Raw genomic sequence first — 13,796 nt, 5'->3', positions numbered from 1 at the left:
CGCGGTTGTCAATTAATCCGGCTTACGCCGTATGCAGTTGAAGAGTAGCCGCAAGCGGCTTACTCTTCTTCTTCGTCCTGTCCTTTGATGACAACGAGCAGGTCTCCATAGATTTCTTCCAGTGCAACGCCAACTTGTTTATGCGATCTCGCACCTCTTAAATCCGTTTTTTCACCTTCACGTAGCTGTCTAGCCCGGCGGGAAGCAGCAACAACAAGGGAATACTTGCTGTCGACTTTGTTCATCATTTCATCAATAGAAGGATACAGCATATTAACAAACACCTCTTCGCATTAGTATAATCGCAAGTTGCCGCCTGACAGAACTTGTGTGGCATGTCTTCATATTTGGACAGTCCAAGATGGACTGCTTCAATACATGATATGACAACTGCCCCACTTATATCGCATTCTGCAGCGGCAAAAGGGATTATTTATTGATCTTACAATGTTCGGCGATTATGATGCTTTCTATTCTCTTGCACGCCAAATCAATTTCATCATTAACAACAGCGTAATCATACTGCTCCAGCAGACTGATCTCATCGACCGCCACAGACATCCGGTGATCAATGGTCGCTTGGCTTTCGGTACCACGGCCCTGAATGCGATCTTTCAGCTCGTCCAATGAAGGAGGAAGCAGGAAAACAAAGATCCCTTCCGGGAATTTCTCTTTCACTTTTAACGCGCCTTGAACCTCAATCTCCAGAATGATGTCGCGGCCTTCGTTAATCGTTTTCTCTACAAAATCACGCGGTGTTCCGTAATAATTACCGACATACTCCGCATGTTCCAACAATTGATCTTCAGCAATCATGTTCTGGAACTCCTCATGACTTCTGAAGAAATAGTTCACACCATGTTCTTCACCCAGACGAGGCTGACGGGTTGTCGCCGATACGGAATAGATCAATTCCGGCACCCGTTTGCGCAATGCGCTGCATACAGTACCCTTCCCGACCCCTGATGGGCCGGACAACACTACCAGTAATCCCTTAGACATATTACACTCCATTTTATTCGTCGTTGTCATCATCTTTCGAAGAAAGACGATGGGCGACCGTCTCAGGCTGAACTGCAGACAAAATGACATGATCGCTATCCGTAATAATTACGGCACGAGTACGTCTTCCGTACGTTGCATCAATCAGCATGTGACGATCTCTAGCCTCTTGTATGATTCTCTTGATCGGCGCCGATTCCGGACTCACGATGGATATAATCCGGTTCGCCGATACGATGTTACCGAATCCAATGTTAATGAGTTTGATTGCCATAATCAGGTTCTTCCCCCTATACATGCGACTCTTATGCCGAAATATGGCTGTTCATTCGATATTCGCCGCTTGCTCACGAATCTTCTCCAGCTCCGCCTTCATCTCGACAACACGATTCACCAGAGCCAAATGGTTGGCTTTTGATCCAATCGTATTGACTTCCCGATTCATCTCTTGAATTAGAAAGTCCAACTTACGCCCTACCGGCTCATCACTCTTCAGCAGTTCCCTGCTCTGTCCAAAGTGACTGAGTAGACGTGTAAGCTCCTCTTCTATGTTAGAACGATCGGCAAACATTGCAATTTCCATACCCAATTTATGCTCATCAAAAGGGAAAGAGCCTTCTTCCTGCATTTCCGTAAGCCGTTGCCTTAACTTGTTACGGTAATCACTTACCACAGTCGGAGCAAGATCAAGCATCTCGGTATGCAGCGACTCCAGACGGGTAATCCGCCGTTCCAGATCACTGGCCAGATGAAGACCCTCGCGAGCGCGCATCTGCTCAAGGCTGGACAAAGCCTCTTTCAATCCTTCCTGCAGCACTCGCTCCCATTCGTCCTTCTGCTCTTCCGGAATGGAACTTGTCCCATCCGAATGAACCATGACGTCTGGCAGCCCAAGCATATCCACAATACTTGGTTTGCCCTGCATTCCATACTGAGTCTCCAGTTGCTCTGCAGCCTGCAGATAGGCCCTGACCGTCTGTTCATTCAGAACAGCGGGAAGAGCCTGGTCTTCCTCTTTTTCTTTCATTACATAAACATCAATCCGCCCACGTTTCAAACGGCCCTGTACGATCTTCCTCAAACCGTCTTCATAATACGTCCACTCTCTTGGCAGACGCATCATCACTTCGCAATAACGATGATTAACAGATTTGATCTCTAATTGTACCTTATAGCCGCCAAAATGAAAGGCGGATTGACCGTATCCGGTCATACTGAATGACATCGGCATCACATCCGTTTTACTATTGTAATTGATTATTAGGGTTGAAACAAGTAGGACATTGATGCTCCGACTTCTCCCATACATATTGAGTCAGTTCGGCCGTCATGCCATAGAACATAAACGGTGTCATGAGATAGATGCCTTTGAAATGGGCTGTTGCTACATCCAGCAGTTCTTTGGCAATTTTTACCCCCATAGCACGGCCTTCTTCCCCTTCCAGACCTGCCATCCGGGAACGCACTTCATCCGAGAGCTGAATCCCCGGAACCTCGTTGTGCAGATACTCTGCATTCCGTCCACTCGCCAGCGGCATTACACCTACAAAAATGGGCACATCCAGATGTTTGGTCGCTTCGTGCATTGCTACAATCAACTCAGGATCATAGATCGGTTGTGTCATGATGTAATCTGCACCAGAGGCAATTTTCTTCTCCAGACGTTGTACAGCTTTCTCCAAATATTTCACATTGGGATTAAATGCCGCTCCGATGACAAAACCAGCCTTCTGCTTCAGCGGTTTACCTGAGAAAGCCACTCCATCGTTCAACTGCTTGATCATGCGTATGATTTCAAAAGAAGTCAGATCGTATACCGAGCTTGAACCTGGCAGATCTCCAAACCTTGCAGGATCTCCTGTTACAGCCAGTACATGATTAATCCCCAAAGCATCAAAACCCATCATGTGTGACTGTGTTCCAATCAGATTCCGGTCACGGCAGGCAATATGCACAAGTGGACGAAGGCCCGTGCGATCCTGAACGAGGTGACCCAACGCCATGTTGCTCATCCGTGTAACCGCTAGTGAATTATCCGCCAGGGTCAGGGCGTCTGCTCCTGCTGCTTTCAGTGTCTCGGCGCCCTTCATGAACTTGGCAATGTCCAAGTCACGTGGCGGGTCAAGTTCAACAATGACCGTGTGACGCTGCTTGACCAGATCAACGATCGTAGGCTGTCCTCCACGTCCGGAACGCTCATCCACATTTTCATGCAACACAATACGCGGTTTGGATTCTGACGGATCAGGCTCCAAAATAGGAGAAGGTATATAGTCAGCAAGCGCCTCTTTCATTGCGGTAATATGATCAGGTGTAGTCCCGCAGCAACCGCCGATAATACGAGCGCCCAGTTCAGCAAACTGCACTGCCGTCTGACCAAAGTACTCCGGAGTCGCACCATAACGGAACTGACCATCTACATAATCCGCGGCACCCGCGTTCGGATAGACGGACATCGGAACGCCGATACGTCCAGAGACGGTTTCCATGGCACGCATAATCCCGTTTGGACCGGAGCGACAGTTAAAACCGATCACATCCGCGCCCTGCTCCCGCATAATCCGGAATGCTTCAGGCATCGTATATCCGTCCAGTGTATGCCCTACATCCTCTACAGCGAACTGTCCAATTACAGGCAGATCACTCAGCTTGCGCGCTTGCAAAAGGGCAATATCCATCTCTTCAATATCATAAAAGGTCTCAAGCAGAATGCCATCTACACCTTCATCGAGCAGAGCAGAGATCTGTTGTTGATAGAAGCGTTTTAGTTCACTTGTGGACACGTTCGTCCGCTTGCCGCCACGAATAGAGCCTACTGCACCAAGTACGTAACCGTCAGCTCCAGCCACCTCTTTGGCAATACGCACGCCGGCACGGTTCACATCTTCTACCTTGGACTCCAGACCGAACTTGGACAACTTGTCGTAATTGGCAGAATACGTATTCGTTTCAAATATTTCTGTACCTGCATCCCGATAACGGCGATGTACATCCGCCACCACTTCAGGTGAAATCAAGTTCAATTCTTCATATGAAATCCCTACCGGGAACCCCATTTGGTACAGAAATGTTCCCATGGCCCCATCTCCAACGAGAACCCGTTCCTGCATAACTTTGCGCAAATCCGCCTTCATCCCTTTTCCCCCCGCCTAGCTGTGATCATTTTCATACTAATGTAACACAAAAAACGCTAAAAAACGAAGAAAAACACAGGTTTTTGATGCAGATTAAAAAAAGAGGCCCGCAGGCCCCTTTGGTTAAACCTTCCAATTTTTATGAGGTGATTCCCTTAAAAACAACTTCAGCAGGTCCCGTCATGTACACATGATTGTCAGCTTCGTTCCACTCAATGTGAAGATCCCCACCCTTGAGGCTGATAATTGCCGTACGATCTGTATGACCATTCAGGACAGAGGATACCAGCGTTGCACATGCCCCGGTTCCACAAGCAAGTGTTGGACCAGCTCCACGTTCCCATACACGCATGTCCACATATCCACGGTCACGAACTGTTGCGAATTCCACATTGATTTTTTTGGGGAACATCGGATGCACTTCAAGAAGTGGTCCCCAAGTCGTGAGGTCAAAATTCACAGCGTCATCTACATAGATGACCGCATGCGGGTTACCCATGGATACGGCAGTGAATTTGAACGCATGTCCATTGGCTTCAATGTAATGATCGACCACGGGATTCGCATCCACCGTTGTAGGTACCTGTAGGCCATTCAGGATCGGCTCACCCATATCCACACGAACCGTTTCCACTTTACCATCACGAATGTTGAGACTTACCGGTTGTACGCCTGCACCAATCGTTTCAATGGTGATCTGCTCCTGGCTAACGTGACCATGATCGTATACATATTTGGACACACAGCGAATGGCATTACCGCACTGCTCTGCTTCGGAACCGTCCGAATTCATGATGCGCATCTGAAAGTCCGCCTTCTCCGAAGGCAGTATATAAACCAGGCCGTCCGCACCGATGCCGAAGAAACGGTTACACCATTTCACAGCCAATTCTGCAGCATCTGCCGGAAGCTCCTTTTCTCCAAATACAACGATAAAATCATTACCAAGTCCATGCATTTTCGTAAATTCCATAACCTTGCCCACTCCTTTTGACAGTCTGCTGCCAAAGCTATATTCTTGCTCTTCTACAGGATCACCATAGAAATTCATATTCAACAGTTACACCAAAAAAGCTATCCTGCAAAATGCCAAAGCTGCCGCTTCGAATCATTTTGAGGATAGCATAACGAAATGGGTAAGGAAAAGGTATTGATTTTATGCCGAAAACTTTGTACTTTTCGGTACGAAGCGGCCAGCCCCCCCCATGCGACGGCGGTTACGACGACCACCCCACACGCTGCCTGCGCCCATAAGGAACGTTGGAATGCCTGCAGCAACAATACAGATCGCCCACTCACGCAAGCCTAGAGGTACGGTTTTGAAGATCGGTTGCAGCGGCTCAACGTACATGACAATTAACATCAGTACAACCGATGAAATAACGGCAAGAACCAGATATTTGTTCTGTAGTGGATTCCGGTGGAAGATGGATCGTGAACTACGGCAATCAAAGACATGAATAAGCTGCGCCAAAACGAGTGTAGCGAAAGCCACAGACTGTGCTTTGATCAGTTGACCCGGGTTATCCGGTGCAGCCTGAAGAGTGAGCCAGAACGCGCCGAGAGTACATAATCCAATCAATACACCCCGACTGACGATTTTCCAACCCAGTCTCCGCGCAAAAATATTCTCCTTGGCTCCACGGGGTTTGTGTTCCATCAAATCTTTCTCAGGCTGATCTACCCCCAGCGCCATTGCAGGCAAGCCATCTGTCACCAAGTTAACCCACAGAATCTGAATAGGCACGAGGGGTAGCGGCAGGCCCATCATCATTGCAAAGAACATAGTCAAAATCTCGCCCACGTTCGATGCCAGCAAATAACGGATAAACTTGCGAATGTTCTCATAAATATTACGGCCTTCTTCAATGGCTGCCACAATGGTCGAGAAGTTATCATCACTCAAAATGAGCGCCGAAGCTTCCTTCGTCACATCTGTGCCTGTAATGCCCATCGCTATGCCGATATCTGCTGCCTTGATCGCCGGAGCATCATTTACCCCATCCCCCGTCATCGCGACGACATGCCCTTTGCGCTGCAACGATTTTACGATGCGAAGCTTATGTTCAGGAGACACTCTGGAGAACACATAGATGCCTTCTACCTGTTTATCCAGTTGATCGTCTGTCATGCCTGCCAGTTGCTGACCACTTAACGAAGCGCCTCCTCGTGGAAGAATACCCAGCTGATGAGCAATGGCTTCTGCCGTTGTTCCATGATCACCTGTGATCATGACGGTACGAATACCCGCTTTGCGGCATGTGGCAATCGCATCTCTCACTTCACGACGCGGTGGATCAATCATACCTGCAAGTCCTACGAAGACAAGTTGACTTTCGGCAGCGTGTTCGTCAGCCACTTTTTCTTCCGGCCGTACTTCACGATAGGCCATTCCGAGGACACGCAGTGCCGCTCCAGCCATGCTCTCGTTGGCTGCCATGACTTTCTGTCGCAGTGTTCCAGTGAAAGGCACGACCTTTCCTTCCCACAAAATATAACTGCAGTGTCCGATTAACACATCCGGTGCACCTTTGGTGTAGATCATTCGGCCTCCCTGGTGATGAACCAGGACCGACATGCGTTTTCGCTCCGAATCAAATGGAAATTCCTGCTGACGGGCATACAACTCTTTCAGTCCGGCAGGAGTAAGCCCCATTTTGGAGGCAAGTGTGACGAGTGCCCCTTCCGTCGGATCGCCTTTCAGCTCCCAGAATACATTGTCTCGTTGAACTGTTTCTTCTTTGAAATCATCTTTTTTCGTTTTTTTGCCGTCCTTTTTGTTATCCTTGCCCTTTTTCTTGCTCCCCACCTCGCTAGCAACGCTCTCGACAATACTGGCATTGTTGCAAAGCGCGCTAATCTGGAGCATTCTGCGTAGGGACTGGTCACTCTTCAGTTCCACCGTTCGACCGTTCTCCAGCATCTGTCCTTCAGGTGCATACCCATCCCCGGTAACCTTGATGTTACGTCCCTCCAGCCACACATCCGTTACCGTCATCTTGTTCTGGGTGAGTGTGCCTGTTTTATCCGAGCAGATTACGGACGCGCAGCCCAGAGTTTCGACAGAAGGCAGCTTACGTACAATAGCTTTACGCTTGATCATCCGCTGCACGCCAAGGGCAAGTGCAATGGTTACAATGGCCGGCAGACCCTCAGGTATGGCAGCCACCGCGAGACTAACCCCTGCCAGAAACATGCCGACAGCTGGTTGTCCGTGCAATATACCTGCAACGACGACCATGACGGTTAATCCCAACGCGACAAAAATCAGAATTTTGCCCAGTTGTTCCAGCCTGTGCTGTAGCGGTGTTTCTTGCTCCTCCGTATTCTGGATCAGATCGGCAATCTTGCCCATCTCAGTCTCCATTCCCGTACGGATAACCACACCTTTGGCTGTGCCACGAGTAACCATGGTCCCCATAAAACCAATATTCTTCTGATCGCCAAGTGGAACATCCTCGTCGGCAATCGGAAGGCAATGTTTGCTTACGGGGACAGATTCCCCGGTAAGTGCCGACTCCTCGACATCCAGACTGTTCGTTTCCAGCCAGCGTACATCAGCAGGAATTCGGTCACCACTCTCCACCATGACAATATCCCCGGGTACGAGTTGTTTGGCGGCAAGATGTACTTCCTGGCCCGATCGAAGCACTTTGGCGAGAGGTGCGGACAACTGTTTTAATGCACGAAGAGATCGTTCTGCCCGGAATTCCTGCACAAACCCCAGAATGGCATTCAGCACAATAATGGCCACGATCGTTACTGCATCCAGATACTCACCCAGCAATCCGGATACCAACGTTGCTCCCATCAATACCAGCACCATAAAATCTTTGAACTGATTCAAGAGCAACGTAATTGGAGAAATACGTTTCCCCTCGCTCAGCTCATTCGAACCGATAGCTTTCCTCTTCTCTGCTGCAGCTTCATCCGTCAATCCTTCCTGCGGGCTGACGCCAAGAGTGTTGCGAAGCTCTTCATCACTTAGTTGATGCCACTTGGTATGTTCCATGCTTCAAGGTTCCCTCCCAGTCTGTATTTCATCTGCAAAATAAGCTCACATGACTCACCGGCGCGCTGGTCGACAGGCTGTACACTATGCCGGACAAACTACCTGCTCTATATGTATTCGGACAGGTCTGTGATTAGCACCCGCAAGGTGAATCCTTTCCCTGATGGACATAATAGGCTAAAATAAAAGTCTGTGATGTTCTGCGCAGTACTGATTCCAGCGTTTAACAGGCAAGCAACGAAAAATCTGCAGCCAGTCCTCTTTTTTTTACATACTTGGTTGCTCGTTTCAGTTATATAGATGAAGCATTTGGCATGATGATAAAATGCAGATGCTCGATAGAGAGAGGAAGTGGAAAAATGGCATTGGACGGCATTGTAACACGGGCCATTGTTCATGAATTGCAAGGCTGCATTGGTGGACGTATCAGCAAAATCCATCAGCCGAATGGCCATGATGTAGTTCTCACCCTGCGTGCTCAGCGCGGTAATAGTAAATTGCTTGTTTCGGCAAGCCCGACATATCCACGTGTGCATTTTACGGAAAAGACATTCCTTAATCCGACTGAAGCACCCATGTTCTGCATGCTGCTCCGCAAGCACTGTGAAGGTGCAATCATTGAGGAGATCCGTCAGATTGGCATGGAACGTATTATCCACATCAATGTGCGTCAGCGCGACGAACTGGGGGATGTTTCGGTTAAACGCATCATCATTGAATTAATGGGTCGTCACAGTAACATTATTTTGCTTGATCCTGTAACTGGAACGATTCTGGATGGCATTCATCATGTGACTCCGTCCATCAGCAGCTACCGGGTAATCATGCCTGGATTCTCGTATACCGCTCCACCCGAACAACATAAAAGTAATCCGCTCGAAGTGAGTCGCGCAGCATTCGAGGAGAGCTATCATGCCGCTGAAGAAGAGGCATCACGCTGGCTTGTGAACTCCTTTAGCGGTCTTAGTCCGCTGATTGCAGGAGAAATTGCTACCCGTGGCATTGCTGCTGAAGGCACAGTGAACACTCAGGCTGTTGTTGAGGGTGAGAGTCGAATGGAGTCTGGAGCACTCTGGAACGCTTTTGAAGCCGTGATGGGACCTGTCAGAGATCATCTCTACACGCCTGTAACCGGAATGAACGCCAAAGGCAAAATGATTTTCTCGGCCGTTCATCTTCAGAGCATTCAAGATTTGGAGAAAACCTATGACACGATGAGCAAGTGCATGGAAGATTATTACGGAGACAAGGCTGAACGGGACACGGTTAAACAGAGAGTAAGTGATCTGCTCCGTTTTCTACAGAATGAGCGAAGCAAGAACATCAAAAAGCTGGATAACCTGAACAAGGATTTGCTCGAAGCCGACGATGCGGACAAGTTCAGACTATGGGGCGAGTTGCTATTCGCCTCCCTGCATCAGGTCCACAAAGGGGACAAGAGCGTGGAGCTTGTGAACTTCTATGATGAAGACCAAGCCAACATTACCATTCAGCTTGATCCGCTGCTTACACCGTCTGACAACGCACAACGCTATTTCAAGCGATATAACAAATACAAGAACAGTCTGGCTGTCATTCATGAGCAACTCGGCAAAACCAAAGACGAGATTGACTATCTCGATAACCTGTTGCAACAGCTGTCCATTGCATCCATGAACGATATTGAGGAAATACGGGATGAGCTTGTGCAACAGGGATACCTTCGTGACCGTAACAAGAAGGGTAAAAAGAAGAAGAAAAGCGACCGTCCGACCGTACACCAATTCACCTCCTCCGAGGGGATTGATATTCTTGTGGGCAAAAACAACCTGCAAAATGAGTATGTGACCAACCGTCTCGCTTCTTCCAACGACACTTGGCTGCATACCAAAGACATTCCAGGTTCACATGTGGTCATTCGCAGTACTGACTTTGGTGAAGCTACATTGGAAGAAGCGGCACAGCTTGCTGCGTATTTCAGCCAAGCCAAGGAATCAAGCAGTGTGCCTGTGGATTACACGTTTATCCGTCATGTACGCAAACCAAGTGGTGCGAAGCCGGGTTTTGTCATCTATGATCACCAGAAGACCTTGTTTGTCACGCCAAATGATGAATTGATCAAGAGTCTGCCATCCACCATTAAAAATGGATAGTATATATAAGTTGAACTAAAGATTATTTACACTGACACTACGATGACAGAACAACCTTCCAATCGCTGTTATCCCCAGATTTTTTTGATCTCCTTTTTCAAGGGAAAATCCGGGGATAAAGGCACAGCGTATGCTTCCGAAGCAGCTTTCTTGCAGAAAGCTTTTAGCTCCGCTTTTTCAGGTTTTTTCTGTCCTCTCCGTTATCGTGTAAATGATTAGTTCAACTTATATAGTTGTAAAAGTAACAAAGACAGAATCCCCTGACCATTAAATGGTTCAGGGGATTTTTGTATTTGCATTACTTGTTTGAATGATATGTGAAGCTCAGCTTATTTATCATTCGTATTGAATATTAATTCATTCATACGTATAATAATTCAATTGCAATAAATAAAAACTAATGTTAAGGATGTGTACCATGACTATACATATTAGAGAGACGCAACCTCATGATCTGAAACCACTGACTGCCTTGATGCATGACTATGTGGTGGGATTCTACAACAACCCATGGCCTGGAGATCAATCCATCCACCTTTTGATTAACAACCTGCTTAATCAGCAGATCGGTGCTCAATTCGTGGCAGTAGAGGACGGAAATCTTATCGGATTCTCCACCTTGTTCTTTACTTACAGTACGATGAAAGCAGAGCGTGTAGCCATTATGAATGACCTTTTTGTTACGGAAGCATTCAGAGAAGGTGAAGCGGAAGCCCAACTATTTGCACACTGCCAGCAATATACGCGTGAACATGGATGTGCTTATATGTCCTGGATCACTGCCGTGACCAATGAGCGTGCACAGCAATTATTTGAACGTCTGGGGGCTACACGTGGCGATTGGGTAAACTATTCGATCACATAGACTCTTTTTAACAAAAAAAGGACATGAATACATGTAGGTTTAGCCTACTATGTTTCCATGTCCTATGCTCTTCCGACCTTAGGATGTATCTCTATAAACAACAAAAAAACTCATAACCCGATAAAGTGTTAACCTGTCTAGATTAGACTACCTCTTGCTATGTGCAGCCGTCTGCAGTCTTTTCAACACATCAACCGCTACTGTCTTGCTACCGAGATCCCCGTGGAAAACAACACCTTGTCGTTCCCCATGGTAATCCGATCCACCTGTTTCAATAAGATCATATTCCCTAGCCATCTCCGCATACCTGTGTTCCTCTTCCGGGCCATGGTCCGAATGAAATACTTCGATACCGTCCGGACGGGAGTCTGCGATAATTCGACGCACCAATTCATCATCATTATAGAGACCCGGATGGGCAATAACAGCAGCTCCCCCTGCGGCTCTGATCCACTCGCACGCATCCTTCGGCGCAACTCGGGGGACAGATACGAAGCCAGGCTTGCCTTCAGCAAGATATCGATCGAATGCATCCCGCATGTCGACAGCATATCCCTTCTTCACCAACACATCAGCCATATGTGGTCTGCCGATACTCTCATCGGGCTCTAGCGGGCGTCCCAGTTCATCCAGTACCTCCTGCCAGCTTATATCAAGTCCAAGTTCCTGGAGCTTGCCAATAATCAGATGATTGCGCTCATCTCGCGCTTCTCTTAATCCACGCAACCGTTGCAGGAACTGCTCATCCTCCGTATTCACGTAATAACCCAGCACATGAATATCTTTGCCGCCAGCCCGAGTGCTGATCTCAACACCTGCTACGACATCAATATCATACTCTTTCCCCGCTCGCTGCGCTTCTGCTATACCGGCTACTGTATCATGGTCCGTTAGGGCAACCGCAGATAGTCCTTTTTGCTTGGCAAGCTTCACATTATCAGCCGGTGGCTGCATTCCATCGGAGGCCTGACTATGGGTATGAAGATCACACCGTCCTAGGTATTGATTCATGCTCAACAACTCCTTTCTTTCAATAGTGGATTGTGATTAAATCTTATCTATTATTGATAGTGCCTGCTATTATGCCTTACCTGTTTGGTGTTTGGGCTTATGTTGCTCCTGTTGACGCAGATAGTTCAGGAAGGCGACAGCTGACAGGGGCAACAAGGACGATTTTAGATGGATGGCATAGAACTGCCGTTTGAATTCAAGTCCACGGATATCCACAATATGTACAAGTCCCAGGGCCAGCTCATGCTGCACGGAAGAGGGGGATAACATCGTAATGCCTACTCCTGCCTCAACAGCCGATTTTACCGCTCCTGTACTGCCAAGTTCCATCACAACATTCATATCCTGTGGATCAATCTTTTTCTTTTGCAATTGATCTTCCATCACCTGACGTGTACCCGAACCCTTCTCACGCAGCACAAAGGGATAATTCATTACATCTTCAAGATTCACTTTGCTACGCTTAGCCAGATCATGCCCGGCAGGTACAATCAGTTTCAGCTCGTCCTGCATGACAGGCTCTACAATCATGTCCGGGTGGTGCACTGGCGCTTCAATCAGACCAAAATTAAGCTGGTGCTTCAATATATCATCCATAATTTGCGTTGTATTCATCACTTTCATGACAATGGAAATATCGGGATATTGAAGCGCAAACGGTCCAAGCATGCGCGGGAGTACATATTCTCCGATCGTTAAACTGGCTCCAAGCTGGAGTCGGCCTTGTAACATCTGGGTAAACGCAGACATCGCCTCATCCGTCTGTCTGACCAGCTCCACACTCCGTTTCGCATGAGGCAATAACGTCCGGCCAGCCTCGGATAACTCTATTTTTTTGGTGGAACGATGTAATAGCTTGGTTCCAAAATAATCCTCCAGTGATTGAATCTGCATTGTTACTGCAGGTTGAGTCATATGTAATGCTTGTGCAGCAGCCGAGAAACTGCCTTTCTCTGCTACCGTATAAAAAATATGCAATTGGTGAAAATTCATATCTTCGCCCCTCTTCGATTACACTCTCTACATTGTAGCCGATTTCCCGCTTGGCAACAAAAAAAGCATGCAGCTTGTCTGCATGCGATGATACTTGAATGTCTATGATTTCAACATATTAAATCTACTCAACTTACTTATGCTTGCGACTATTTTTGACCAGCGTCATTCTTCTTGAATGTCTTAACCATGAGTAATAAGATTTCAGGTCCCTCAACTCAATGGTCTCCGACATACGTCCCAGAAACGTAACTACAATCATCTTGTGCAGCGGGTTGCCCGCAATATCATATTCTCCTTCAAGTTCGGAAAATTCGGCGACCACGACCAGATCCTCATCAATCAGGTAGACGTCCTGTTCATTACGGTAGTATGGTGTTATACGGTCCTGCTTCAGACACTCCCATAACCACGCTGCAATATGGTCATCATCACTACGTGCAGGCTCAATACGGTCTGCATACCGCATCTTGGCATGATGGGTAATGACGATGTCGGCCACTTTCTTGTCTCCAAGAGCCACGAAAAACGGCTCGTAGGTGCTCCAACGTTGCATCACCTTATCACGCATGGGAATCACTCTCCACCAGATAGGACTTTCTATCTATTTATTACCAAATATATTACAACATAAGTCCCGTAACCTC

12 protein-coding genes are annotated in these 13,796 nt (G+C 47.6%); 2 read left to right on the top strand and 10 right to left on the bottom strand.

Going from position 1 to position 13,796, the window contains the following annotated elements:
• Window positions 1-59: 59 nt before the first annotated feature.
• From rpoZ to WFI24_RS19790, 7 genes are all read right to left on the bottom strand, one after another.
• On the bottom strand, window positions 60-272 hold the full coding sequence (gene rpoZ, locus WFI24_RS19820; protein ID WP_036614619.1) for a DNA-directed RNA polymerase subunit omega: 213 nt from the start codon (window positions 270-272) through the stop codon (window positions 60-62).
• A 157-nt stretch (window positions 273-429) separates the two neighbouring features.
• Entirely contained in the window at window positions 430-1,002 is a 573-nt protein-coding gene (gmk, locus tag WFI24_RS19815) for a guanylate kinase (RefSeq protein ID WP_017687445.1), read from the bottom strand.
• A 13-nt stretch (window positions 1,003-1,015) separates the two neighbouring features.
• A complete protein-coding gene (gene remA / locus WFI24_RS19810; RefSeq protein ID WP_006209218.1) occupies window positions 1,016-1,276 on the bottom strand; it encodes an extracellular matrix/biofilm regulator RemA in 261 nt (86 codons plus the stop codon).
• A gap of 51 nt (window positions 1,277-1,327) precedes the next feature.
• Window positions 1,328-2,227 (bottom strand): YicC/YloC family endoribonuclease, encoded by a 900-nt coding sequence (locus WFI24_RS19805; protein WP_336763573.1) that lies wholly within the window; start codon window positions 2,225-2,227, stop codon window positions 1,328-1,330.
• A gap of 19 nt (window positions 2,228-2,246) precedes the next feature.
• Window positions 2,247-4,136, bottom strand: a complete 1,890-nt coding sequence (locus WFI24_RS19800) for a bifunctional homocysteine S-methyltransferase/methylenetetrahydrofolate reductase (protein ID WP_336763571.1) — start codon at window positions 4,134-4,136, stop codon at window positions 2,247-2,249.
• A gap of 139 nt (window positions 4,137-4,275) precedes the next feature.
• On the bottom strand, window positions 4,276-5,109 hold the full coding sequence (dapF, locus tag WFI24_RS19795) for a diaminopimelate epimerase (RefSeq protein ID WP_145322844.1): 834 nt from the start codon (window positions 5,107-5,109) through the stop codon (window positions 4,276-4,278).
• Between the two features lie 183 nt (window positions 5,110-5,292).
• A complete protein-coding gene (locus WFI24_RS19790; RefSeq protein WP_336763568.1) occupies window positions 5,293-8,148 on the bottom strand; it encodes a cation-translocating P-type ATPase in 2,856 nt (951 codons plus the stop codon).
• A 359-nt stretch (window positions 8,149-8,507) separates the two neighbouring features.
• On the opposite strand from WFI24_RS19790, the gene WFI24_RS19785 reads away from it, so the two are divergent.
• Entirely contained in the window at window positions 8,508-10,280 is a 1,773-nt protein-coding gene (locus WFI24_RS19785; RefSeq protein ID WP_336763566.1) for an Rqc2 family fibronectin-binding protein, read from the top strand.
• 418 nt (window positions 10,281-10,698) lie between these two features.
• Window positions 10,699-11,145: a GNAT family N-acetyltransferase gene (locus WFI24_RS19780; protein ID WP_336763564.1), complete on the top strand. Its 447-nt coding sequence runs from the start codon at window positions 10,699-10,701 to the stop codon at window positions 11,143-11,145.
• Window positions 11,146-11,292: 147 nt separating this feature from the next.
• On the opposite strand, the gene WFI24_RS19775 is transcribed toward WFI24_RS19780, so the two are convergent.
• The 3 genes from WFI24_RS19775 to WFI24_RS19765 form a co-directional block, all read right to left on the bottom strand.
• The gene (locus WFI24_RS19775) at window positions 11,293-12,156 is read right to left on the bottom strand and encodes a PHP domain-containing protein (protein WP_336763562.1); all 864 of its coding nucleotides are present in this window, start codon (window positions 12,154-12,156) and stop codon (window positions 11,293-11,295) included.
• Window positions 12,157-12,225: 69 nt separating this feature from the next.
• Window positions 12,226-13,149: a selenium metabolism-associated LysR family transcriptional regulator gene (locus WFI24_RS19770; protein ID WP_145322854.1), complete on the bottom strand. Its 924-nt coding sequence runs from the start codon at window positions 13,147-13,149 to the stop codon at window positions 12,226-12,228.
• 133 nt (window positions 13,150-13,282) lie between these two features.
• Complete coding sequence (locus WFI24_RS19765; protein ID WP_017687436.1) at window positions 13,283-13,720, bottom strand: hypothetical protein; 438 nt, start codon at window positions 13,718-13,720, stop codon at window positions 13,283-13,285.
• Window positions 13,721-13,796 lie beyond the last annotated feature (76 nt).

It is taken from the genome of Paenibacillus sp. USHLN196 (assembly GCF_037144955.1).
GTDB lineage: Bacteria > Bacillota > Bacilli > Paenibacillales > Paenibacillaceae > Paenibacillus > Paenibacillus xylanexedens_C.
This window is presented reverse-complemented; position numbering and strand designations above follow the sequence as displayed.